Origin of the sequence: Nostoc sp. (genome assembly GCF_036919615.1) — a bacterium.
Lineage (GTDB): Bacteria > Cyanobacteriota > Cyanobacteriia > Cyanobacteriales > Nostocaceae > Nostoc.
Genome location: NZ_JBALCN010000098.1, coordinates 63,324 through 87,715 on the forward strand (window position 1 = coordinate 63,324; position 24,392 = coordinate 87,715).

A 24,392-nucleotide genomic window follows, 5' to 3' on the forward strand; every position below is an offset into this window, starting at 1 on the left:
TCCATGCTTATCCATGCAAACACTCACCGAATTTTAGATTTTGGATTTTGGATTGAATCGGACTTGCATTCAAAATTTAATGCATGTTTGAGAGCAAGCGAATTTAAACGCGAGAATAATTCTAAAATCGTTCGATTGAGCGCTCACAACGTTCGCGTAGCGTTCTGCAGGAAAGTCTAAAATCCTTGCATTAATTGACTTGCCTCTGACTTGATTGCTCTTTTCAATCTAAAATCTCAAATCCAAAATCCAAAATTGCTTGACAAATCCAATAGTTTTAAGGAGACACAAATAATGAATGACGAACAATCTACTAACAACCCGCAAAATGAAATTCAAACTACCCCAAATACTCATCCCATTGCGACAGGATTGGGAGCAGCAGGAGTTGGTGTGGTAGGAGCCGCACTCGGTAGCTCAATTGGTGGTAAAATCGGTGCTGCTATTGGTGGAGTTGCAGGAGCAATTACTGGTAGCGTTGTAGGTAATCAGCTAGCAGAATATGTCGAGGAATTTACTGAGGAACTCCAGCCGATAATTGGATTGGGATTAGGAGCTAATCACAAACCAATTGAATTACCCCATCATTACACTTGGGAAGAACTACAGGCGCTATCAAAACCCCAAGGTGGAGAAATCCAAGCCACCTAAAGTAAGATTTTTCTTTGGCGTTCAATGCTGGTACGCTACAGTCAATCACACCCTGCGCCGAACACCCCTTGGCTGACCTTTGTAGCTTCACCGCACCAAGATTGATCTGTCTAGTTTTTTGCTGTATTGCTCTGTGATATCATGTCCGGCAAATTACTTGTGATATGTCGTTGCGAGTGGAACGTTCGCGGAGCGTCTCGTAGAGAAACAATCACAATTGTTCAACCGGACATGATCTGATAACTCGTTTCTGCCTGGCGTAGAAAAATTTCATCACCTTTTTTCACACTCTGCAACAGATAAATACTTGTCTGCCAACTGTGCCAGCCGCCGTCCCCGGTTTACATAAGCTTTGGTTTCCCCTCTTTGTGGATGCGATCGCGATCGCTCCCCCAAAAGCTTACAAGTATTAGAGCAGAAAGCCCACCAGCAAGACCTTGAAAGCCAAAAAAGATTTCCTCTTGCTCCTGAAACAAGCGATGTCTCTTGACTTGCCGTTGCTTCGTCTACGCCTTTCTTGTAATGGGCAATTGCACCCCCTTGTTATTTTCCAAAGAAGCACGGAGCAAACCTCTGTTAATGTGAGTAATGGCATTCTCTGAATTAAGTTCAATCGCTTTGGTCTGTCTCAAAAAGGAAAAACAGGCGCACGCAGCACAATCAGTTTAGTCACACTTTCGTCATAACTTTGTCAATAAAATGTAATTAAACCCTGATAATATAAATCTGCACATTTGAGGTTTTTATGTAACTGACTATCTGAGTTCATTTTGATTATGAGCGTTAGCTCTCTACAGTCAAGTATTCTCAAGTAAGATTTACTTAAATTCCTAGAAAATCTCGGATATTTTGAGCATTTAGAAATGCGTTATGAGTAAGCGATACCGCAATTCATTACTTTAGTTGTGACTGTCTAGATTGTCTAGATTTTTTGCGTTTATTACGTGGTACTGAAAATTTAGTGTATTAACCTTTGAAAGCATTTATTTTAATGAACACTCAAATGAAACCTCGTCTACTGAGCATAGGCTTGACATTATTAGCGATAGTAATGCTTGCCAGTTGTAGTAAAAAGCCTGAAGAGTCTGCTACTAGTACACCATCAACTCCAAGCGCAGTTGCGCCAGCTCAGTCTTCCGGTGATACTGCCACATCAACTTCCCCAAAGCCTGAAGAGTCTGCTAGCAGTATACCGTCAACTCCAAGTCCTATTTCGCAAGCTCAGGCTTCTGGTAACACAGCTACATCGACTGCCAGAAAGCGACCTGATCCTGCAAATAAAACCCCTATTTTAGCAGAAGCCGAAAAGCTAGGGGTTAAACCTCAAGGAAAAACTACTTGTCCGAGTGGCGAACCTGTTAAGGGCAAAATAACAAAGAACCGAGGCAACATATACCATATCGCCAAATCACCCAATTATGACCAAACCAAGCCCGATATCTGCTTCAAAGATGAAGCAACAGCAGAGAAAGCTGGCTTTCGTGCGCCTAAGTAAACAGTTTCAAAATTACCAATAGGAAAGAAAGTTTACACTCAAGTCATACTTCTATGCTACTTGAGTTTTGTCAGCTAACCAAGGCGATGCCAGCAGCTTTTAAAATCAATACTTCTGGGGGATAATTAGCGTAGGTGTAGCCCGCCGCAGGCATCGCTATTGGGGTAAGCATCAACAGAATTTGACAACCATTTGTGGACATTTCATTTTAAGCCAGGGGACAAGTTAGACCCCTGACATTCGCTAGAACCCCAAAAACAGCAACAAGTGTGGCAAACGGCATCGCCCAAAGCATCGACACTCTCTTTGATTTCAGTGCTCTACAATCAGTGGTGGGTTCAAAGCAAGCACTGATTGCAATTTTTAATTAATAATTTTTAATTTTGAGAAGCGACTTGACACTAGTTGCTTTGGGACTGAACTTAATCTCAAAAAGATTGAACTGAGTGGCTAATAGAATTATGCCTTTGATATTCAATCCGCACTTGTTTAACGTCAATTTGCTTAGACTCGGAAAACACAAGTTGCTTTACTTGGTATAATTCTAAACTTTCAAACTGTTTAAGTTCTGAGTTTGATAATGGCCAAGGTGGGCCATTCGGTTCAACTTCTGTCTCTCGAAGATGAGTAATCAGCAACAGTGTTCCACCTAAAGCAACGACAGTGGCAACTGAGGAAATAACTGAAGAACGCACATTCAAAGGTAGAGCTTGAATATTACGACATTCAAAAACAAAGTCAAAGGCTTGATGCCATTGTAAGGGAATTGCTAATAAATCTGCAACTACATATTTGACAGTCGAATCTGGAAATCGCTCTTGACACCAGGCGATCGCACTTTGAGAAATATCAAAGGCAGTAACTTCAAACCCCAGATTTGCTAAAGCTTCGGCATCATCTCCCAAGCCACAACCAATTACTAATGCCTTTTGCTGTGAGGCGAATGGTTCATGATTCATCAACCAATCTTGCAGATAAGGATGAGGAGCTAACTTAGCCCAAGGAATTTGTGCTGCATCCCCTTTAGCTTTGGCATATAAAACTTCAAACCATGCCGATGGTTCTGATTTTTGTAAAGCTTCTGTGGCTAACTGTTTAACAAAAAGCTGTAAATTCTCCGGTTGCTGTTCAAACATAAAAACTGATACTACTCTCCTATCAAAATCTCAATATCTTGTGGGGTGGGCAACATGAGCGCCCTGATTATGCAATTTGAATGCTGATTAGCTTACTATAGCGCTTCTCAGTTGGGGAATGGCAACGTGTGCATGAACTAACCTAGAGTCGCAATAGTTTAGAGCCGTTTGTAGTGATTAGTGGCTCTACAGTGGCTTGAAACCCAATTAAAAGTTACGATTATTCAGAAACTGGAAAATATGTTGAGATGTAATTTGAGGCTGTTCAAGTTGAGGCGCATGACCGCAATTCTTGAGCTTTATTAGTTGAGAATTGGCAATGGATTGCTGAAATTTTTCTGCATCTTCAGGTGGGAGCATACCATCAGCTTCTCCCCATAAAATCAGTGTTGGTTTGTCAACTAGGACAATTCTATTTGCCAAGTCACTATAACCACCAGTTTTGACATAAGAAATCATGGCATCATGCCAACCAGGCATTTCTTGGTGTAGCATCGCGCACTGAATAGCCAAAAGTATTTTGGGATTAAAGCTAGCTAAAACAGTACCTAAATTTAATGCCAAAATGTGGCGTTGATGGAGGTATTCTACAGCAAAGAAGTCAAAAGGAGGAAACAAGTATTTGCTGAATGTGGGAGCGCAAGTGTAACCTAAACTATTAATCAATACTAGCGATTCCACAATTTGAGGATAAGTGAGAGTAAACTCAATTGCAGCTGCACCTCCCATTGATGCACCGACTAGTATGATCGGTCTATTGATTAAAGTTTTCCAAAAGTTGTAAAGGTGAATTTTGATTGCAGTTGGGCTGTAGGTTAGTTCTTTTTGCCTTTGTGTAAAGCCAAAACCTAACAAATCTACTGCCCATGTTTCATTTTGAGTGGCAAGTAACGGTAACAGAAGACGGAACTCTAGGATGGAACTGTCGAAGCCGTGCAGCAGCAGAATTGGTGTTTCTCCCCTACCTTTGTGAATGTAGGTTGTGAGGATTGGATGTTGACTCAGGGGGGTTGCAAGGGCAATTCTCTGAATACTTTGGACGAAAGCGATCGCTTTTGGATCTGTCAGTTGATTAACTTGTGATGGGAGAAAATTAGGAAACATTGGTATTCACTCCAAACTAATTTTCTATAACCTATCTAGCGGATTGGACTGTTGCAATTGACCAGCACTGCTGTCTCTTCCCTTAACTAGGATGTGAAGAGTTAACTTGACTTGAATTTCGGGAATTATCATAGTAACCGCCAAAATCTATATAAAACAACATTCAGGCAAGTAATAATGTTTAAATTAATTGCTCGTATCCCGGACTATAATATCGCCAGTTTAATTTATGAAGCTACAGCCACAGTAATTTATCGAGCATACTCCAAGGCTAACGGAGATTCAGTTGTGATCAAACTGCTGAAAGCAGAGTATCCTACTGTCAAAGAGATTGCTCAGATCAAGCACGAATACGAAATTATCCAAAACCTGAATATTGCAGGTGTAATCAAAACCCACAAATTAATCAATTACGACAATGGCTACAGTAACGGAATAGCAATGGTTTTAGAAGATTTTGGCGGAGAATCCTTAAAAGATCAGATATCTAGTACAGAGTTTGAACTGACAAAATTTCTTAACATCGCCGGTCAAATTACTGAAACATTGGGTGAGTTACATAGCCACCACATTATTCATAAGGATGTTAAGCCTGAAAATATTCTTTATAACCCCAATACCGAAAAAATCAAACTGATTGACTTCAGCATTGCTTCACTGCTGTCAAAAGAAAGCCCAGAAATCACTAGCCTTAATCTCCTAGAAGGAACACTGGCTTATATGTCGCCAGAGCAAACCGGACGCATCAACCGAACCTTAGATTATCGTACAGATTTTTACTCATTAGGTGTGAGTTTCTACGAAATGCTGACAGGTCGGCTCCCCTTCCACAATGCTCAAGACCCAATGGAGTTGGTGCATTGTCACATTGCGAAAATTCCAGTTGCTCCTCATGAGATTAATCCTAATATACCACTGGGAATCTCTGCGATCGCCATGAAGCTCCTGAGCAAAACTGCTGAAGACCGTTATCAAAGTGCTTACGGGTTAAAGGCTGACCTAGAGGAAGCAGCGATACAACTGCAAACAAAAGGAAGCATTGACCTTTTTAACTTAGGTGAGCAGGATTTTTCGCATCAATTCCAAATAGCTCAAAAACTTTATGGTCGGGAAGTAGAAGTGGCGGCTCTTATGGCTGCCTTCGAGAAAGTTAGCCTTGGTTCGAGTGAAGTTGTGTTAGTAGGAGGATACTCAGGTATTGGCAAATCCTCCCTGGTTAACGAAGTTCATAAACCGATTGTCCGGCAACGAGGTTACTTTATCGGTGGCAAATTTGACCAACTCAAGCGAGATATTCCTTATGCTTCTTTGATTCAGGCATTTCGAGAATTGATGCGGCAACTGTTAACTGAAAGCCAAGCCAGAGTTGAAGTTTGGAAAAATAAATTGCTACAAGCATTGGGCGTTAACGGTCAGGTGATTATTGATGTTATCCCAGAAGTAGAACTGATTATTGGGCAGCAAGCGCCTGTACCACAGTTGGGGGTTGCTGAGTCTCAAAACCGTTTTAATCGGGTGTTTAAGCAATTTATCCATGCCTTTACTGCTGCGGATCATCCCTTAGTACTGTTTTTAGATGACCTGCAATGGGCAGATGCTGCCTCTTTGAAGCTGGTTGAGAATTTGATGACTGACCTAGAAAGCCAGTATTTATTAATGATTGGGGCTTATCGAGATAACGAAGTTAGTCCCACCCATCCGCTGATACTAATGCTAGAGGCAATTCAAGCATCTGGGGCAACCGTTGAAGAGTTGCTCTTGAAGCCATTAGCAGCACCTCATATTACTCAATTGCTTACTGACACGTTCAATTGTGAATCATCTCAGGCAGAACCTTTAGCTGATTTGCTACTTCAAAAAACCCAAGGTAATCCCTTTTTCTTGACTCAGTTACTTAAAGTACTGCATCAAGATAATCTCTTGACGTTTGATTATCGTTCAGGTTTCTGGCAGTGGGATCTCAACAAAATTCAGTCACAAGCTCTGACCGATAATGTAGTTGATTTAATGGTGAATAAAATTCAGAGATTGTCAGAACCAACGCAGCAAGTTTTACAATTAGCTGCTTGTGTTGGAAACCGTTTTAATCTTGAAATTTTAGCGTTAGTAAACGAGAAATCTGCATCAGAAACAGCAGTTGATTTATGGTCAGCTTTGCAAGCAGGACTAATTCTACCCTTGAGCGATACTTACAAAATTCCTCAATTGTTGAATCAGTCAGAGTTGGCAACATACTGTGAGATGGCAGTCCAAGTTGACTATAAGTTCTTGCATGATCGTGTTCAGCAAGCTGCCTATTCTTTAATTCCAGACGAGCAGCAACAGCAGGTACATCTGAAGATTGGAAAATTACTATTACACAATACTGAAAAATCCCACTTGGAAGAGCATATTTTTGAGATTGTTAACCATCTCAATGCTGGAGAATCATTAATTTTTGAACCAGATGAAAGATATGAAATGGCAGAATTAAATCTGAGAGCAGGTCAGCGAGCAAAATTATCTTCGGCGTTTGTAACTGCCCTAAAATTGCTAGTAACAGGGATGAGTTATCTGGCTGATAATAGCTGGCAAGATAAATATTTTTTGACATTAAGGTTATATCTACAAACTGGAGAAGCCGAATTTTTAAATGGTAAATATGAGCAAGCTTTACTGATTTTTGAGCAGACTTTCAGCCAGGTTAAAAATACTCTTGATATGTGTCAGGTGAATGAATATCGGATTATGTGTTATCGGATGAAGAATGATTTAAACTCCGCCTATGAAATTGGGTTAAACACCTTGGAGCTTTTAGGCTTGGAGTTTATAGCTTATCCTGATGATGCATATCTGTTGGAAAAACTTAATCAAACAAAGCAAGTTATTGGCGATCGCTCAACTTTTAGTCTCGCAGAACTACCGCAAATGCAAGACGAAGAGAAGTTAATGGCTCAACGCATCTTAAAAGAAGTCTGGCCCATTGCTTACTTTTTAGGATCTAAAGCTTTGCATGTCACATCGATGAATCTAACTCAGCTTTCGGTTCAATATGGTAACTCACCAATTTCGGTATTTGGCTATATGCTATATTCCTTCAATTTAGTATTTCAATATGGGGAGGTAGATTCAGGTTATGAGTTTGGTGAGCTTTCTCTCAGACTCCATAAAATCATGAGAACAAAAGAATTAGAAGCAAATATTTTGAATATGTGGGGAGGTTTAATTTGTCACTATAAAGAGCATATAACACAAGGCAAACCTTATTTATTAAAAGGATTTAATAGCGGTTTAGAAACAGGTTCTTATCAATGGTCTGGTTATTGTTCAGTTAATTTTTTGTGGCAATCGTTATTTGGAAATGAATCTTTAGAAAAAACAGCAGAAATAGCCGAAGATTTCATTCCTACTCTCCGCAAAATTGATAAAAATATGTTGAACTACCATCTGCTTGCTAGGGAAGCGATCGCTAACCTGACTAAGCCAGCAGGCAAGATTGACCAGCTTGTTGGAACTTGGGCAGATGAACGGCAAGTGCTAGAGTTTGCGTTGGCATCTTCAGATATGTTGACTGCATTTGTAGTTTACATTTATAAACTTGCGCTCTGTAACTGGTATGGAGAATATATCAAAGCTGTTGAGTATGCAGAGAATGCAGAAAAATTTGTCGCAGGAGCGCGGGGAATTTTTATCAACCCTGTCTTTTACTTTCACCAAAGTATTGCCTTGGCAGGAGCTTATGCGGAGGTAGATACAAAAACTCAATTGATTTATCTGCATCAACTAAATGTCAACCTAGAAAAATTCCAGCAATGGGCAATACATTGTCCAACCAATTATCAACACAAATCCCTGCTAATTCAAGCTGAAATAGCTCGGATTTATAAACAAGATTATCAGGCAATGGAACTGTATGACAAAGCGATCGCCTCTGCTGCCGAAAACGGTTATTTACAAAATGAAGCCTTGGCAAACGAACTCGCATTTCGATTTTACTTGGCGAAGGGAAGAAGAAACTTAGCCAAAGCTTATTTTACAGAAGCCCGCTATCGCTATCTGAAGTGGGAAGCTATGGGCAAAGTCCGGCAACTAGACGAACAATATTCTCAATTTTTTACAGATACAGCAGGAGAAGCAACTCTTTGGGGCACTGCAATAAACCCAATCAGAGATATTTCTGAAGCTAAAACCCAAATTTTAGATTTAAGCACAGCGATTAAAGCATCCCAAGCACTGTCGAGTGAGATGGAGCTAAATCGGCTGCTGGAGAAGATGATGAGAATTGCGATCGAGAATGCTGGTGCCCAAATGGGTTATCTACTTGTAAAACAGGAGAACCAGTGGGTGATTGAAGCTGAGGGAAATACTGAAACAGATCAAGTTACAGTGCAATCATCTAGTCTGGTTCAAGTAAAGCATAAACTACCAGTTTTGCTAATTAACTATGTTGAAAGAACAAAAGAAAATTTGGTTTTAGACGATGCCAGAAATACAGAGTATTTTGCGAGTGATAATTATATTATTGCCAATCAACCTAAATCAGTTTTGTGTTCGCCTTTCGCCCATCAGGGTAAGCTAACTGGAGTTCTTTACCTGGAAAATAACCTTACCACCGGAGCCTTTACCGCAGAGCGACTACAGGTACTAAATTTCTTGACTTCGCAAGTTTCCATCTCTATAGAAAATGCTCGGCTCTACACAAATTTGCACATATACTCCCAGGAGTTAGAGATTTCGGAAACACAAGCGCGTGATAAAGCAAAGCAGCTAGAGCAGACACTCGATGAATTGAAGCTCACCCAGTCCCAGATGGTGCAAAGCGAAAAAATGTCTAGCCTGGGGCAGTTGGTGGCAGGCGTTGCTCACGAAATCAATAACCCAGTTAGCTTTATCTACGGCAACCTTACTTACGTCAATAATTATGTCAAAGACTTGATGACTGTAATACAACTTTATCAACAGCAAAACCAGAATTTACCACCTAAAGTTCAAAATGAGATAGATGCTGTTGACTTAGATTTTTTGATCCAAGACTTACCTAAGCTGTTGGCTTCAATGAAAGTGGGAACTGAGCGGATTCGCCAGATTATATTATCTTTACGAAACTTTTCGCGCCTAGATGAAGCTGAAGTCAAAGCTGTTGATATCCATGAGGGTATTGATAGCACCTTAATGATTTTGCAAAATCGGCTCAAACCCGAACCAAATTGGCCGGCAATTCAGGTAATACAGGAGTATGGCAACCTGCCACGTGTAGAGTGCTACCCTGGGCAACTGAATCAGGTATTTATGAACCTGATCGCTAATTCGATTGACTCTTTGGAAGAATTTAACAAACATCGGACTGACACCGAGGGAACACCTCAGTCAGGCATTATTACAATTCGTACTACTGTTGAAGCTGATCTTGCTGTCATTCGCATTGCTGACAATGGTCCTGGTATCTGTGAAAATGTGCGGCGGCAACTCTTCACACCCTTTTTTACTACCAAACCTATCGGTAAAGGCACTGGTCTAGGGCTATCTATTAGTTACCAAATTGTGACCAATAAACATCGAGGAAAGTTGGAGTGTGTATCGGTTTTAGGAGAAGGGGCTGAATTTATTATCTCTATCCCCTTCAGGCAAAGCTAGAAGCAAGAAGTGTCTAATTTACAATACAAATATTGCCGTCAGTCATCCTGACTTTTCACCAGATGTGGATTCATGTCATTTTGAGGCTTTCTCAATCCCAATACGCTTGGGTTAAGGTTAAAACTCTTTGTCAAAGTCAATTTTTTTAACGTAGACGCATTCGCGGAGCGTCTGTCTGCGACACGCTGCGCGAACGTAGAGAAGCGGCTTGCCGCAGGCTACCACAGAGGCGCAGAGAAGCCAGTGCGCCCTTCTCCCTTGGCGTTAGCCTCTCCCTTTGGGAGAAGGGGAGACGCCAAGGGCGATAGCGCAGCGGTAGCGAGCCTGCGAGCGTCTGCGGTTAAGAGACTTGTACCCTTCCGGGGAAGCAAGTTACGCTCTTAGCGTTCCCGTAGGGTAGCAACTGGCGCGACACAGAGAGAAGGAAAAAATGCTTAACTCAAGCGTATTGTTCTCAATCCCTGATTTTTTCGTTAGCTATTTTTAATAATTTATCACTATTGAAAATAAGACTATCGAAAAAGCTAGGTTTTTTGGGGCTTGAGGACTTCCTGCGAAAAGTCAACTCGGCAGTTGTCGTTTAAACCTTGAGCAATCGCCCAAACCATTGAACCTCCCAAGAAGCCTACTGTGACAGGATCTTGAATTTACATCCGGATTACACAAGTACAAAGTAGTTTATGTATAAAAAAGAGATTGCTTTGTATGATTAATCAAATTGTCACTTTAGAATCTTGTTGGCATAGTTCTGTTCCCTGGGGAAAAGCCATGCCGCCATTAGCAGTCCAAATCCAAGAAATTGTCTTGTTATCAAATTCTGATATATCAGGCTACTGTTGTGGTGTCCAATGGGAAAGACAGAAATGGATTTATGCCATTGTCTGCTGTAGTGAAATACTCTACTTGCCTGAAGAAGAGTTTTTGGGAACAAAGCTAGTGCAAAAAGCCACAGTTCCTAGATCCGTTTTGGAATTAGGGGATATGGTGGAAGTTGATTTTGGTGAAAAACCAACACATCGGATTATTCAAGGGATTTTTTGCCTGAAAAACAACTGGCTTTATGCAGTAGAATGGCGTTCCCCAATTTTGTCAGAAATAGAATTGGCTCAAAGTAGAATTATCTGGCTAGCGGATGTGGATTTAGTAAAAGTGAACGGATGACTGTAAACAGCTTGAATTATAGCTGCGCGAACGACAAGCTCAGTGACTACCGTAGGCATCGCAGCTGAATTTGGGCAATTTTTTTATGCTGGTCTGTACTTAGTCATTCGATTTAACATCTATTTTACTTTCAATTCCTACTTCCTCTAAAGCAGGTTCTTCAAGCGTAAACTCATCAATAAGCGTAATTATCACTGCTGCCGCAGGCACTGCAAGCAGCAGACCAATAAATCCAAATAGCTTACCCATTACCAGAAATGTCACAATCACCATCACCGGATGGATATTAACTTGCTTACCCATCACCAAAGGCTGAACAATGTGGGCATCTATTTGATTCATTACTAAGAATAGTATCACTACAAATATTAGCTTTACTGGTGAAATGCTCAGTGCTACTAATGCTGGTAAAAAAGTTCCAATGATCGAACCAAAGTAAGGAATTATTTCAAATAAACCCGCAATAATCCCAAATGGCAGGGCTGAGGGAATCCCCAAAATCAAAAGTCCAAAGGTTGCTCCAGCACCCAGAAATATCATCGCTATCCCTGTGCCAAAAATCCAACCCCGCAATCTTATCTCGCAAGCCTTAAGGATTCGTTTAAATCGCTGATGATGTCGCCGAGGTACTAATCTTAAAATCCCTTTCACTAAGGAATTAGGATCGTAAGCCATGTAAAGCGCTAGAATTAACGTCGCTACCAACTCCACAGTTAAACTCAAAGCTTCACCTAAGAAAACTGGTACTCCACCCAGTAACTGTTCGGTCAAGTTCCGTAATTGTATTAGAGCTTGGGAAATGTCCGGAATAAAACTGAATTTCTGACGTAGGCGCTCAACATCTCCTGTCAACGTATTGAGATAAGTTGGTAATGTTTTTATTAATTTTTGAGACTCGAACGTCACACTAGGTAGCACTACAGTAGCTAATACTACAACAAATCCAACGATTAATCCAATTAGTAGCAGAACAGCAAGATCCTGTGATTTGACTAACTTTTGCAAAAACTCTAATAGCGTTCGCAAAATTAAAGCAATCAATGCTGCAACAACTAAAAGTTCTAATACTGGTAAAAGTTGGTATAGGATATAGAGTGCTAGAGCTACCATTACTGCCAATGGTGCGCCACGAGTTAACTGCGACCATCCATTGTCTGTATCATCATAATTCGCCATATTAGTTATTGTGCATCCGATATCTCTTTCATCTTGCTATTATCTGTTGAACAGACTCAACGGGTTGTACCTTCTAAAAATTTACTCAAATCTTTATTATTGATTGGACAGGTCTGATTCTATTAAAATCAAAAATCTAACTATTATATTCTCAGATAATTTTCTCGCCTAGAAAATAAATTACTATTGAGATTTTACCACTGGATCTTGCTTTAATTTTTTTCATAGCAAGAGCTTATCTAACAACTTGCTCAAGCAGCGAATCTTGGCACAATATTTAACAATAATCTTACTTTGTGGGTTGCCCAAAAATGCCAATTGTACTTAGCAAAAGACCAAAAAACAGATAAGCTCCAGGATCACTAGGTCTACTGCGCTAAACTATATGCCTATAACTGAGCATCAGTTGGGTTTTTTGGGTCATAACTCACCTTGAGCAAATCACCTACTTAGTTCATAAAAGAACCAGTAGTTGAAACGGATAATGGTTGGCGCGATCGCTCCTATTGGATAATACCTGTTTGTAGTGGCATAACTCTGACTTGGCCTGTGCAATGGTTAATTTTTCAAGGAGGTGAAGTGGTGGTAAGCATTGGGGGGCGTAATCTCAACTTTCACAGACGCTAATAAGTAATTGTTACTACTCAATTGCAACCGGATAATTGCGCTGTTCCCATTTACTGCTTTCAATCCAGAAAAAGGTAAAGCTGATTGGCTGTTGCTGGTTATCAGAAATAGAGATGTCTACAAAATTAACTCCTAACTTTGTGGAAGTAGAAGGTATATCTTGTACGGTTTGCCAATTATCCTGTGACCAGTGCAACTGAAAAGATGCTAAAGCTTGAATTCGCAGTGTATGACCTTTTTTAACTTTGTCTATTTGACGGTTAAACTTCCAAATTTCCAGTAATTTACACTCAGAACGATCGCCTAAATAGCGATTCCCCACCTCTGGAATAAAATCAAACACCTGACCATCATGATTTGACCGTAGCAGCTTGATGTACTCCGAATGTGCCCACATTAAAGGCATCGCAGAACCTGTTGGTTTTCCCAAATACATATGAATCTCAGGTCTATCTGCTTCATCCCCAACCTGTTCTGGCAGCAAACAAGTCTCTGAAGCAAATCCTTCCATCGCCTTGATATATGTTTTGACATCGCCACCAGCAGCTAATTCATAATGTCCTCGCTCTCCTGTCAAAAGAGGCCAAACACGTCCTTTACCCGAACCCGTATATGCATTGCCATCTTCTTGCTGTCCATAGCCGTCGTGGTTGTAACGATGCCAACAAGGCCCAACGGGTGTATCTACTTTTAAGACTGCATCAATTACTTTCACAGAATCAGCAATAATCGGGTCATCAGGTTTACGAATTCCGTAGCGCACCAATTGCAGAAACCCGCCATCAACAATTTCCTTCGCTGGAAATTCTGTTGGTTTACCAGGCGGTTGACTGCTGATCAAAATAGTTCCTTGGTTAGGATTTTCGTTGGGTTGAGGATTATTGATATCTGTAGGAGTAATCCGGATATAATGCCGTTTGATGCCAGCAACTAGGGTTCCTTCGGTGGTAACTGTCCAAGCTTCAATGTGAGATTCTAAAAAATCAGCGTATTCTTCGATGAATTGTGCTGTTGCTTGATCCCCACTTTTACGAGCAAATTGAGCAGCACAAATCAGGGCGGCAATATTAGATGCCAGTGTTGATGGTGAATAACCGCTGTTTTCTTCCCAGCGTTCTTGTTGCGTAGCAGGGCCGTGACGAATTAAATAACCCGCCGCCTGCAAAATCATCGGATAAATATCAAAATTTAAGCAATTCTTTTGTTGGTGTAATCGCCATGCCAGTAGAATCGGAAATGCCACTTCATCAAGCTGGATACCGTTCCAGTAGGGTGTGCCATCAACCCAAAAGTTCTGGGCAAAACCACCGTCCTCTTGTTGGCTAGTAGCAAGATAAATGAGCGATCGCACTGCTGTTTTCGTTTCTCCAGCAGCCACTAACCCTGAAACACTGCTGACTAGATCCCGCGTCCAGACAAGGTGATATCCTCCTTGGTCTTGGTCATTTTTAGCTTCACCCCAAGGGATGGCCAGGGATGCAATTAAAGCACCTGGATAGGTTTTGTCTTCATGGGCCAAAAGTTGACTAATACTGTTGTGATACAACTTCCCATCATCAAAGGAAATATTTTCTAATGAGTGGATGCCCTGGCGCGATCGCTTCCACTGTTCGTTGTATTGCTGCTTCTGCTGTTCAAAAGGAATATTCAGCGACTGAAATAGTGTGGAAATTGCATTGTGCAGATTGTTGCCAAATGCCAGTCCTAAAGTAAACTCATTATTATTATCTAGATTTAATTTTCCAGTTAAAGCAAGGTTGCCATCCACAGCACTGTCAAACTCCCAATCCATCTGGAAATTGTCAGCTAAATCTGTCCAACCATCACTTTTACCTACGTAGCCACAGGAAAGACGAGTAAAGGGAACTGTTGCACCCAACGCCAACCATGTTCCTCCTTTTTGAGCTATTAGAAGATGATGCCCGACGACTTCTATAGCGTAACCATTATTACCCATACCTCCGACTTCCAGATGCGGCGCACACAAAGCATATAACTGGAGTTGGGAAATAAACTCCCGCTCTCCTGTTAATTTTGTGTGCTGTAAAATACAGGCTAAATGCGGGTCGGCAATCACTTCCTTGATTACGGTATAACGCCCTTGTGGATCAGAATTAATAATCCGGTATCCTAAACCATGAGTCCACATCGGTTCCACTTTTGATTCGAGATGGCGTTTCTCTTCGTGGAAAAAGCTTTTCCCGTCAGAAATTAAGTACTGCAAATCCCGAATTTGGGGTTTGTCTACTGTGGGATGGTAGACTTCAGTCACAACACCGTTCCAGATAGTAAACCAAACTTTACTGGAAGTAGAATAAGCTGTTCCTACTCCATCTTTATTCGCCTGAGTCCATCGGGGATCAATGCCTGGTGAGCCAAAAGCCTCGCCTTGACCAATAATCTTTACCATAATTTATTGTTTTGAGTGTATTTTGAAAATGCTGTAGTTAATATTTATGTGATTAATAGTTTATTGAGAAGATTTACGAGTAGCAGCTAAGGACTTTGCTTCAATAAAAATTTGTTTTATTTCTGGGTGATGTTGGCGAAGTTTTGCTTCTAAGCTCTCCACAGTTAATGCTATTTCCTCACCTGTGAGATTTTTAGAAAACTGGATTTCTAAGTTTAGTAATACTTCCTGTGGAGCAAGCTGCATTGTTAAGATACGGATAACTTCTTGTACCCCTGGTTCTGTTTTTGACAAAGAACGAATATTGGTTATAGTTTGAGGATTAGCACTTTCACCAACTAATAATCCTTTACTTTCCTTAGCTAGCACTACTGCTACTATAGCCAAGATAATGCCAATAATAATAGAGGCAATACCATCAAAATAAATATTATTAAATAAATCTCCTAAGAAGATTCCGATCAAAGCAACGATTAAACCTAAAATGGCGGCAGAATCCTCAACTAATATTGTAAATACTGTAGGGTCTTTACTGTTTTTGATTGCTTGCCAGAAATTTTGCTTCCCCTTAGTCGGCAAAAACTCTTTTAAAGCCACAGTCCAAGAAAAACCCTCGAATAATATTGCTATACCCAACACAATATAATTCCACATTGGGTCTTTTAAAGGGCTGGGATTAATTAAATGAGTAATTCCTTCATAAATTGACATGCCGCCGCCAATGGCAAAGATCAGGATAGCAACGATGAAAGTCCAGAAGTAAAGTTCTTGGCCGTAACCAAACGGATGGCTATCATCAGCTGGCTTTTGGCTCATGCGAATTCCCAGCAAAAGTAACAGTTGATCGCCAGTATCTACTACCGAATGAATCCCCTCAGATATCATCGCAGAACTACCAGTAATGGCGGCGGCGATAAATTTAGTAATAGCGATCGCTAAGTTAGCACCCATCGCTGCAAAAATTTTTTTTCTAGATGAATCAGTTGCCATTAGGGTAAAAGGTGGGTGGAAATCTTAGTCCATAAATTCTTCTTTAACCTCTTATCTCTGTGTTCTCTGTGCCTCTGCGGTAAAATAAATTACTTTTTAACCGCAGAGGCACAGAGAGCGCTGAGAAAAACAATCTTATTTTATGAGTCACCTTGAAAGAGCTAGTACTAGGTAGGAGGCAGAAGAAGTTAGAGAACAATTCCTCTTTTTTTAACCATTCTCGGTAAACCCTGGATACAAGGTCATGCCACCATCTACAAACAGTGTTATCCCATTCACATAATCAGAGTCATCAGAAGCCAGCCAAACTGCTGCTTTGGCAATATCGTCTACATCACCAACCCGTTTTGCTGGAATTAGTTTTAGTAAATTTGCCTCTGCTTCTGGGGTATCCCAAGCTAATTTATTGATTGGGGTTTTAATTGCACCAGGAGCAATACTATTGACGCGAATTTTGTGGGGAGCAAGTTCTTGGGCAATACTTTGCATCATCATATTAATACCACCCTTACTAGTAGCATAATTAACGTGACCTGCCCAAGGAATTACTTGATGCACTGAACTCATGCAAATAATTTTACCTGCTGCAGCTGAAATGTCAGGTTTCACACCTCGACGCAAGAACTCCTTTGCAGCTTCTCGCGCACACAAGAATTGTCCTGTCAGGTTGATCCCAATCACCATGTTCCAATGGTCGAGGGTCATATCGATAAATGCTGAGTCCTTTTGAACACCCGAATTACTTACTAAAATATCAATAGTGCCAAATTCCTTCAGGGTTTGGCTGAACATCGCCTTTACCTCGTCTTCTTTGCTGACATCGGCTTGAATGGCGATCGCAACTCCATTAGCAGCTTTGATATCATTGACAATTTTTTGGGCTTGTTCAGCTTCCGAATGGTAGTTAACAACTACTGCTGCACCTGATGAAGCCAAATGGCGAGCTATAGCTTCACCAATCCCAGAACTAGCACCTGTCACCAGTGCTTTTTGACCTTTGAGCAGGTTAGGGGAATAGCTCATAATACTTTCTCAGAATTTATACTATGCATTTTTTGCAGAATTTGAGAACAGTTTATACTGAAAACCGATGATTGAGTCAAAATTGAACTAAGCTGTCGGACATTTTATGTTATATAGTATGTACAACTTTTTACATTAGTTACACATTTGCTTATGTGTTTAATTTTTTAGGGTTATTTGTGTGATTCTGGCATGACTTTAGAGGTTTGTAATAAAAAGCGCTTCTAACTGTTGGAGTAATAAATATCTCTACCTAAAGAGTTATAAAATTTTCATCACAATTTCCTGACTGGGTGAAATCTTTAAACCATGAAGTCAGTGGTGCGTTTTTCTTAACTAGGAGATAAATTTTCTGAGAATTGCAAATTTCTAATGTAGACTTATCTATACAATATTTTGGTTAATTTTCAGTACCCAATTACTAAGATTATTTATAAATCTATCAAAATGCATATATTTATGTGGAGATGATTTTTTTAATATAAAAATTAATAATATTTACAAAAATATAGTTAGCAAGAAGTCAATAATTTTTAATAGAAGTTCCCCTAAGACAGTAGCTTTTTGCTCTATCTTTTAGATATTCCTTGTTTAAAAATTCTAGATTTTTGGAAGTATTTGCATTAAAAATCTCCAAACAGTCAATACTGAATTTGATTTTTCCCAAAAATAAGTAATCACAGCGTCTAGATACCCCAAGGAAAAAGCGATGTTCGCCTTACCTCTGAATAGTCAGAATCTACCGTACCCTGACCCGATGCACCCGATCATCGTTCACTTTGTGATTGCGATGGTGTTTTTTTCTTTCTTTTGTGATGTTGTCGGCTATTTTACCCGCAATGTGCGTTTATTTGAGGTAAGTTTCTGGAATATGTTTGTTGCTGCGATCGCCATTTTTCTAGCGGTTATATTTGGTCAGTTTGAAGCGGGTTTAGCGAACATTAATGCATCTGTTCAGCCAACGCTGAATTATCATACTATATTGGGTTGGTCACTTGCGGCGATTGTTGCGGCGATCGCAGCTTGGCGTTTTGTGATTCGCAACCGCAGTCCCCACAGAGTACCACCTGCTTATTTAGGTGCGGCAATGTTTTTAATTTGTCTGGTGTTCGTGCAAGTGTATCTAGGAAGCAAACTGTTTTGGGTATACGGGCTGCATGTAGAGCCAGTTGTTGAAGCGATGAAGAAGGGAGTCTCGCCATGAACTCGCAGCTCATTGACCAGTTAGGATTGAAGCTGGGTGCTAACGGGCTACCCTACGAGATTCCAATACATCCGCAACTGGTGCATCTGACACTGGGTCTGTTTATTCTCGCCCTCCTCTTTGATCTAGCAGGCACATTTTTTCCTCTAGAAAAACCGATTTTAAAATTTCTAGGTGTTCCTGCCGTCCGTGCAGGCTTGTTCGATGTTGGCTGGTATAATCTGCTGGCAGCGGCAACTATCACTTTTTTCACCATTGCAGCCGGATTTTTCGAGTTACTGCTAGCAAACCCAGCAGTCAATCAAAAAAGTGTTTGGGGTTTGAGCGCCCCTTTAACAATGCTTTTACATGGTTTGGGTGGCGTGTTGCTGTTGGGGATCATCGTGGCAATGACTGTGTGGAGAGGCTTACAGCGCTATCGCTGGCGCAAAGATTCACCAAGACAGGTGCAGTGGAGTTACTTGTTGCTAGGCATTGCGGTAATGGGCATTTTATATGTTCACGGAACATTGGGGGCGCAATTGGGAGAAGAGTTTGGGATTCACGTTACTGCTGCAAAATTGCTCCAAGAGAGCAGTAACCCAAATTTGCTGCCCAAATAATCAAACGAACGAGAAGCACTTTGACTTTATGTTTAGATTTTTAGAATATTTACTGATAGCTGGTTATATCGCAGTGCTGCTCGTTATCAGCCATTGGATTGGACAGCTAGCCTTCTCCTGGATGCCTCTTCAAGCCACCGCAGAAGCAAAAAAAGTAGATGATTTGTTTAGCTTCTTAGTTTCAATCGGAGCTTTCATCTTGCTTGGGCTTGTTGGCATGATGCTATATTCGGTACTTTTCTTTCGTGCCTCTAAGGAAGACTATAGCGAAGGACATCCTTCTAGAGGCGATGTGAGACTAGAAATTCTCTGGACAGCAACCCCAACTCTGCTGGTGTTGTGGATTGGTTTTCAAAGCTTCAATATTTATCAGCAATTAAATATTTTGGGTTTGGGACAAATCGTGCATTTGCATTTGCCCTTAGAATCGCAACCAGCTAACGCAGCAATAGTCAGCGACCTTCCTAAACCTGCTTCTGAAACTATTGATGTTTTCGCTAAACAGTGGGAATGGTCTTTCCGCTATCCAAATAATGTTACGAGTAATCAATTACACCTGATAGTGAATAGCAGCACCCGCCTAAATATGCACGCTCAGGATGTAATCCACGGTTTCTACGTCCCTGAATTCCGCTTAAAACAGGATATTGTCCCCAAACGCGACATTGACATTGTGCTAACCCCTATTCGCACAGGCAAATATAAGCTGAAAGATTCTCAATTCAGTGGTACTTACTTTGCTTTGATGGAGGCGGATGTATATGTTGAATCTGTTGAAGCATATAACCAGTGGTTCGCCCAAACGGCTAGCGAACCCACGGCTATAAAAAATCAGGCAGTGGCTGAACATATCCAAGCACCAAAGACATTATTCAAGAGCGGTTGGTACACTGTCGCACCCTCTCAACCAGCTGTAGCGAATCAAAGGAAGGTAAGTAATGACACATGACCTCAGTGAAGCGATCGCCGAGGATAGAGAGCCTCTTGATGGCTGGCGGCAATATCTCAGCTTCAGCACCGACCATAAGGTGATCGGTGTTCAGTACATGCTGATGACGTTTATTTTCTTCCTGATTGGCGGGCTGTTGGCGATGATCATTCGTGCCGAACTGCTCACCCCCGAATCAAATCTGGTTGACCGCCCCCTTTACAACGGCTTGTTCACCATGCACGGGACAATCATGATTTTCCTGTGGATTATCCCGTTTAATGCTGGTCTTTCTAACTACCTAGTGCCGTTAATGATTGGAGCGCGGGACATGGCGTTTCCTTTACTTAATGCCATCTCTTTTTGGATTCTTCCACCAGCAGGTATTTTGCTAATATCTAGCTTCTTCGTACCCAATGGTTCTGCACAGGCAGGTTGGTGGTCTTATCCACCAGTCAGTCTTCAGTTTCCGCCTGGTCAATTGATTAACGGTGAATTCATTTGGATCGTCAGTCTAGTATTGATCGGCATCTCTTCGATCATGGGGGCTGTCAACTTTGTGACTACCATCTTTTGGATGCGGGCACCAGGGATGACATTTTTTCGGATGCCTGTGTTCGTTTGGTCGGTTCTTAGCGCCCAGTTGTTGCAGCTGATTAATTTACCAGCCCTAACAGGTGCATTGATCCTACTGATGTTTGACCTCGCTTTCGGTACGCAATTCTTCAAACCTGAAGAGAATGGCGATCCGATCATCTATCAGCATTTATTCTGGTTCTACTCCCACCCAGCAGTTTATATCATGGCACTACCAGCCTTCGGTATTTTTGCGGAGGTGATCCCAGCTTTTTCGCGCAATCCCCTGTTTGGCTATCGGTCAGTTGCGATCGCCTCCTTAGGTATCGCTTTTGTCAGCATCTTTGTTTGGGTGCATCACATGTTCACCAGTGCCACCCCTGGCTGGATGCGGATGACTTTCATGGCCACCTCAATGTTAGTTGCCATACCTACTGGTGTTAAGGCGTTCGCTTGGACTGCTACTATCTGGAAAAGCAAGCTGCATTTAGAAACACCAATGCTATTTGCTATGGGGGGTGCAGCCATGTTTATTTTCGGTGGCGTTACTGGTGTGATGCTGGCTGCAACGCCCTTTGATATTCACGTCAATAACACTTACTTTGTAGTTGGTCACTTCCATTACATCGTCTTCAACACGATCACGATGGCAATCTTCGCAGCCATTTATTATTGGTTTCCCAAAATAACTGGAAGAATGTACGCTGAGGGCTGGGGCAAGCTGCATTTCTGGCTGACCTTTATCCCTGCTAATATTACCTTCTTCTCCATGCACCCATTAGGTTTGCAAGGGATGCTGCGCCGAGTCTCTTCCTACGATCCACAATATCAAGGATGGAACGTCATCGCTAGTCTAGCGGCGTTCTTACTGGGAGTATCTACTCTGCCCTTTATTGCTAACATGGTAGGTTCATGGCTATACGGGCCGAGGGCAGTTGATAATCCTTGGCACGCTACCGGTCTGGAATGGACTACCTCTTCACCACCTCCGCGAGATAACTTTGCAGAGATCCCGATTGTGACAAGACCCCCTTATGACTACGGCGATCCCAAATACTCAGTAATACAAAATTCTGATAGTAGTGAGTAAAAAGTCAGGAGTTAAGAGTTATAGCAATTCTCTAAAATATGGCAACAGATTCAAACCCAAAAATCCAGATGAAATCTGAATTTATTAATTACGAATTACGTTAGCGTAGCGTAAAGCCTTCTCTTCTTAGGCTGCGCCAACGCTTAGAGCGAGTATTCGTTCGCTTTTAGCGTTTTGTAGAGAGCGTCATTACGAATCACAAATTTGTATTATGCAACCTCGTCCCATTCATCTAGATGAAAGTCCGATCCGTTTTGAAAACTGGCGGCGACGCCTACCAAATTGGTTGCAGCGCTTCCTACCAAGTGGTGGTGGAAGTCATGAAGATCATCATGGTAAAGGGATGTTCGGGTTTACCGTGTTCCTGCTGTCAGAGAGCATCATCTTTTTGAGTTTTATCTTTACATATGTTGCTCTGCGATTAACGACATCTAATTGGCTACCACCTGGAATTTCCGGGCCGAAATTATCTACTTTTGTGATTATTAACACGGTGATTCTGCTTTCCAGTAGCTTTGTCATTCAACCAGCAGAAAATGCTCTCAGACGTAACAAACTAAAGAAATTTCGCTGGCTGTGGCTGATGACAATTGTCATGGGAAGCTACTTCTTAATTGCTCAAATAATTGAATGGAAAAACCTCGACTTCAAGCTGACTACGGGACTAGTTGGTTCTACATTCTACCTGCTGACAGGCTTCCACGGTCTGCACATTCTTGCAGGTGTTGTTCTCCAGATCATCATGCTTGTCCGCTCATTCATTCCAGGTAACTATAACAAAACTCACTTTGGTGTGAGTGCAGCTACTTTATTTTGGCACTTTGTTGATGTAGTTTGGGTGTTCTTATTTTCACTTCTCTACATTTGGCAAGCATAAAAACATTCAGAAATTAAGTCTTTTAAGGAGTAGTTTGATGAATTTATTATTGCAAGAATTACCAGCGTCAGAGCTAGCGCCAAAAACAGTTCAATCAAGTCAGCCACCAAATACAGCCCAAGAAGATCCATTAATTGCACACAATTTACAGAAAGGGCAGTATGTTGGGATTATCGGGCTAGCGATCGCCTTGATTGCTGCTGTGGGATTTTTTAGTCGCCGAGTTGAATATGCTATTGCATTCGCTGTGTTCCTTAGCCTTCTTTTGATTGCTTTCTTTATACTCATCTAGTAGAAGCCCTGATTAATTAAACATCCTACTTTCACAATATTTGGAAGAGATTCTATGAACAGCCCAGTTTATCAAACTGTGATTATCGGTGGTGGCTTTACGGGACTATTTACAGCCTTACACCTAGCTCACGAATATTATCCTCGCTCTGTGATCTTGATTGATAAAAACGAGCGCTTTTGCTTTAAGCCATTACTCTATGAATATTTTGATGGCGAGATGGATACTTTCCAAGTAGTCCCACGTTTTTCGGAATTACTTAAAGGTAGTGGTGTCATCTTTGTTCAAGATACAGTGCAGTCGATAGACTTGGAGCAAAAAGCAGTCAAATTAACTTCCGGAAACTCCTACAACTACAGCAATTTAGTATTAGCTTTGGGTAGCGTTACTACCTATCATCAAGTTGAGGGAGCCAAAGAAAATGCCTTTGCTTTCTGGACGCAAGAAGATGCGATCGCTCTGGAGCGACATTTACGCGATTGTTTACATAAAGCACTGCAAACCGATGATTTAGAACAACGCCGGAAACTCTTAACAGTAGTTGTAGTTGGCGGTGGTGCTACCGGCGTAGAAATGACATCAACTTTAGCTGATTTCCTTCCACATTGGTATAGCGCTTTAGGAGGCAATTCTGATGAAATCCGTGTGATTTTACTCAATCATGGCCAAAAAATCCTTGATGGCGATATTAATGATCCACTCCGCCCAATTGCTGAGAAAGAATTCCAAAAACGCACTGTACCAATTGAAATGGTCACAGGAGCAGAAGCCACTGCTATTCGTCCGAACGCAGTTGAATATAAGCGAAATCAGCAAATCGAGACATTAGCAACACATACTACAGTCTGGACAGCTGGCACTTCCACCCATCCACTGATTAAAGATTTGGCAATTCCCAAAGAACATCGGGATCATTATGGTCGTCTTCTAGTCACTTCCACTATGCAACTGCTCGACTTTCCAGAAGTTTTTGCAGGCGGTGACTGTACAGCAGTTCAGGATAATTTGCAACCACCTACAGCCCAAGTTGCTTATCAACAAGGGGCTAATATTGCCAGTAATTTGAAAGCATTAGCGTTGGGAGAAGAACTCAAACCTGTTAAGATTAATGTCCGGGGAACCCTTTTGAAATTGGGGGTAAATGATGCTGCTGCTAACTTATTTAATACTTTTGAAGTTGTAGGTGAACCTGCACATTTAATCCGTCAAGCCACTTATTTAACGCTATTGCCAACAGCAATTCATGATTTCAAAGCCACAACTGAATGGGTAGATGAAAATATTTTTCACCATCACCTCGATCCTCAAGATGTAGGAAAAAAAGTGGTGCAAGCAGTGGAATTAGTTGGTGCTGGACTTGTGGGCGCTTTAGTTGCCAGAAAATTATTGAAAATGTTGGGAGACGAAGATAAAAGGGACTAGGGGCTGAGGAAAAGG

The 24,392-nt window shown here is 41.3% G+C and carries 18 protein-coding genes; 11 read left to right on the top strand and 7 right to left on the bottom strand.

The genetic code is table 11. The features are described from left to right. The first annotated feature begins 294 nt into the window (after positions 1 to 294). Positions 295 to 651 carry a glycine zipper domain-containing protein gene (locus V7K48_RS30005; RefSeq protein WP_335078179.1) on the top strand — a complete coding sequence of 119 codons (357 nt, stop codon included), beginning with the start codon at positions 295 to 297 and terminating at the stop codon, positions 649 to 651. Between the two features lie 1,003 nt (positions 652 to 1,654). Continuing rightward, positions 1,655 to 2,146 carry a sunset domain-containing protein gene (locus V7K48_RS30010; protein WP_335078181.1) on the top strand — a complete coding sequence of 164 codons (492 nt, stop codon included), beginning with the start codon at positions 1,655 to 1,657 and terminating at the stop codon, positions 2,144 to 2,146. A 70-nt stretch (positions 2,147 to 2,216) separates the two neighbouring features. On the opposite strand, the gene V7K48_RS30015 is transcribed toward V7K48_RS30010, so the two are convergent. From V7K48_RS30015 to V7K48_RS30025, 3 genes are all read right to left on the bottom strand, one after another. Continuing rightward, positions 2,217 to 2,348, bottom strand: a complete 132-nt coding sequence (locus tag V7K48_RS30015; RefSeq protein ID WP_335078183.1) for a hypothetical protein — start codon at positions 2,346 to 2,348, stop codon at positions 2,217 to 2,219. 226 nt (positions 2,349 to 2,574) lie between these two features. After that, on the bottom strand, positions 2,575 to 3,282 hold the full coding sequence (locus V7K48_RS30020; protein WP_335078185.1) for a class I SAM-dependent methyltransferase: 708 nt from the start codon (positions 3,280 to 3,282) through the stop codon (positions 2,575 to 2,577). A 207-nt stretch (positions 3,283 to 3,489) separates the two neighbouring features. Beyond that, on the bottom strand, positions 3,490 to 4,386 hold the full coding sequence (locus V7K48_RS30025) for an alpha/beta fold hydrolase (RefSeq protein ID WP_335078187.1): 897 nt from the start codon (positions 4,384 to 4,386) through the stop codon (positions 3,490 to 3,492). A 177-nt stretch (positions 4,387 to 4,563) separates the two neighbouring features. On the opposite strand from V7K48_RS30025, the gene V7K48_RS30030 reads away from it, so the two are divergent. Both V7K48_RS30030 and V7K48_RS30035 read left to right on the top strand, forming a co-directional pair. Then, complete coding sequence (locus V7K48_RS30030; RefSeq protein WP_335078189.1) at positions 4,564 to 9,999, top strand: ATP-binding sensor histidine kinase; 5,436 nt, start codon at positions 4,564 to 4,566, stop codon at positions 9,997 to 9,999. A gap of 705 nt (positions 10,000 to 10,704) precedes the next feature. Continuing rightward, positions 10,705 to 11,160: a DUF1392 domain-containing protein gene (locus V7K48_RS30035; RefSeq protein ID WP_335078191.1), complete on the top strand. Its 456-nt coding sequence runs from the start codon at positions 10,705 to 10,707 to the stop codon at positions 11,158 to 11,160. 99 nt (positions 11,161 to 11,259) lie between these two features. Here V7K48_RS30035 and V7K48_RS30040 read toward each other — a convergent pair whose 3' ends face one another. The 4 genes from V7K48_RS30040 to V7K48_RS30055 all read right to left on the bottom strand — a co-directional run bounded on the left by V7K48_RS30040 (position 11,260) and on the right by V7K48_RS30055 (position 17,386). Beyond that, a complete protein-coding gene (locus V7K48_RS30040; RefSeq protein ID WP_335078193.1) occupies positions 11,260 to 12,336 on the bottom strand; it encodes an AI-2E family transporter in 1,077 nt (358 codons plus the stop codon). Between the two features lie 640 nt (positions 12,337 to 12,976). Further along, the gene (locus V7K48_RS30045) at positions 12,977 to 15,373 is read right to left on the bottom strand and encodes a glycoside hydrolase family 15 protein (protein WP_335078195.1); all 2,397 of its coding nucleotides are present in this window, start codon (positions 15,371 to 15,373) and stop codon (positions 12,977 to 12,979) included. Between the two features lie 60 nt (positions 15,374 to 15,433). Next, positions 15,434 to 16,363 (bottom strand): cation diffusion facilitator family transporter, encoded by a 930-nt coding sequence (locus V7K48_RS30050; RefSeq protein ID WP_335078197.1) that lies wholly within the window; start codon positions 16,361 to 16,363, stop codon positions 15,434 to 15,436. 210 nt (positions 16,364 to 16,573) lie between these two features. Then, positions 16,574 to 17,386 (bottom strand): SDR family oxidoreductase, encoded by an 813-nt coding sequence (locus V7K48_RS30055; RefSeq protein WP_335078199.1) that lies wholly within the window; start codon positions 17,384 to 17,386, stop codon positions 16,574 to 16,576. 709 nt (positions 17,387 to 18,095) lie between these two features. Here V7K48_RS30055 and V7K48_RS30060 point away from each other — a divergent pair. The 7 genes from V7K48_RS30060 (at position 18,096) to V7K48_RS30090 (ending at position 24,377) form a co-directional block, all read left to right on the top strand. Continuing rightward, positions 18,096 to 18,590, top strand: coding sequence for a DUF2231 domain-containing protein (locus V7K48_RS30060; protein WP_335078201.1), 495 nt, complete (start codon positions 18,096 to 18,098; stop codon positions 18,588 to 18,590). Then, a complete protein-coding gene (locus tag V7K48_RS30065) occupies positions 18,587 to 19,192 on the top strand; it encodes a DUF2231 domain-containing protein (RefSeq protein WP_335078203.1) in 606 nt (201 codons plus the stop codon). The genes V7K48_RS30060 and V7K48_RS30065 overlap by 4 nt, the downstream gene beginning before the upstream one ends. Positions 19,193 to 19,220: 28 nt before the next feature. Then, positions 19,221 to 20,141, top strand: a complete 921-nt coding sequence (locus V7K48_RS30070) for a cytochrome c oxidase subunit II (RefSeq protein ID WP_335078205.1) — start codon at positions 19,221 to 19,223, stop codon at positions 20,139 to 20,141. Further along, positions 20,131 to 21,786, top strand: a complete 1,656-nt coding sequence (gene ctaD, locus V7K48_RS30075) for a cytochrome c oxidase subunit I (RefSeq protein ID WP_335078208.1) — start codon at positions 20,131 to 20,133, stop codon at positions 21,784 to 21,786. The genes V7K48_RS30070 and ctaD overlap by 11 nt, the downstream gene beginning before the upstream one ends. A 211-nt stretch (positions 21,787 to 21,997) precedes the next feature. Beyond that, positions 21,998 to 22,663: a cytochrome c oxidase subunit 3 gene (locus tag V7K48_RS30080; protein WP_335078210.1), complete on the top strand. Its 666-nt coding sequence runs from the start codon at positions 21,998 to 22,000 to the stop codon at positions 22,661 to 22,663. Between the two features lie 37 nt (positions 22,664 to 22,700). Further along, a complete protein-coding gene (locus V7K48_RS30085; RefSeq protein WP_335078212.1) occupies positions 22,701 to 22,955 on the top strand; it encodes a hypothetical protein in 255 nt (84 codons plus the stop codon). 54 nt (positions 22,956 to 23,009) lie between these two features. Next, a complete protein-coding gene (locus V7K48_RS30090; RefSeq protein ID WP_335078214.1) occupies positions 23,010 to 24,377 on the top strand; it encodes an NAD(P)/FAD-dependent oxidoreductase in 1,368 nt (455 codons plus the stop codon). Positions 24,378 to 24,392 lie beyond the last annotated feature (15 nt).

Coding starts and splice junctions, on each gene's coding strand:
- V7K48_RS30005 (WP_335078179.1), top strand. CDS start 295: ATGAATGACGAACAATCTACTAACAACCCGCAAAATGAAATTCAAACT.
- V7K48_RS30010 (WP_335078181.1), top strand. CDS start 1,655: ATGAAACCTCGTCTACTGAGCATAGGCTTGACATTATTAGCGATAGTA.
- V7K48_RS30015 (WP_335078183.1), bottom strand. CDS start 2,348: ATGTCCACAAATGGTTGTCAAATTCTGTTGATGCTTACCCCAATAGCG.
- V7K48_RS30020 (WP_335078185.1), bottom strand. CDS start 3,282: ATGTTTGAACAGCAACCGGAGAATTTACAGCTTTTTGTTAAACAGTTA.
- V7K48_RS30025 (WP_335078187.1), bottom strand. CDS start 4,386: ATGTTTCCTAATTTTCTCCCATCACAAGTTAATCAACTGACAGATCCA.
- V7K48_RS30030 (WP_335078189.1), top strand. CDS start 4,564: ATGTTTAAATTAATTGCTCGTATCCCGGACTATAATATCGCCAGTTTA.
- V7K48_RS30035 (WP_335078191.1), top strand. CDS start 10,705: ATGATTAATCAAATTGTCACTTTAGAATCTTGTTGGCATAGTTCTGTT.
- V7K48_RS30040 (WP_335078193.1), bottom strand. CDS start 12,336: ATGGCGAATTATGATGATACAGACAATGGATGGTCGCAGTTAACTCGT.
- V7K48_RS30045 (WP_335078195.1), bottom strand. CDS start 15,373: ATGGTAAAGATTATTGGTCAAGGCGAGGCTTTTGGCTCACCAGGCATT.
- V7K48_RS30050 (WP_335078197.1), bottom strand. CDS start 16,363: ATGGCAACTGATTCATCTAGAAAAAAAATTTTTGCAGCGATGGGTGCT.
- V7K48_RS30055 (WP_335078199.1), bottom strand. CDS start 17,386: ATGAGCTATTCCCCTAACCTGCTCAAAGGTCAAAAAGCACTGGTGACA.
- V7K48_RS30060 (WP_335078201.1), top strand. CDS start 18,096: ATGTTCGCCTTACCTCTGAATAGTCAGAATCTACCGTACCCTGACCCG.
- V7K48_RS30065 (WP_335078203.1), top strand. CDS start 18,587: ATGAACTCGCAGCTCATTGACCAGTTAGGATTGAAGCTGGGTGCTAAC.
- V7K48_RS30070 (WP_335078205.1), top strand. CDS start 19,221: ATGTTTAGATTTTTAGAATATTTACTGATAGCTGGTTATATCGCAGTG.
- ctaD (WP_335078208.1), top strand. CDS start 20,131: ATGACACATGACCTCAGTGAAGCGATCGCCGAGGATAGAGAGCCTCTT.
- V7K48_RS30080 (WP_335078210.1), top strand. CDS start 21,998: ATGCAACCTCGTCCCATTCATCTAGATGAAAGTCCGATCCGTTTTGAA.
- V7K48_RS30085 (WP_335078212.1), top strand. CDS start 22,701: ATGAATTTATTATTGCAAGAATTACCAGCGTCAGAGCTAGCGCCAAAA.
- V7K48_RS30090 (WP_335078214.1), top strand. CDS start 23,010: ATGAACAGCCCAGTTTATCAAACTGTGATTATCGGTGGTGGCTTTACG.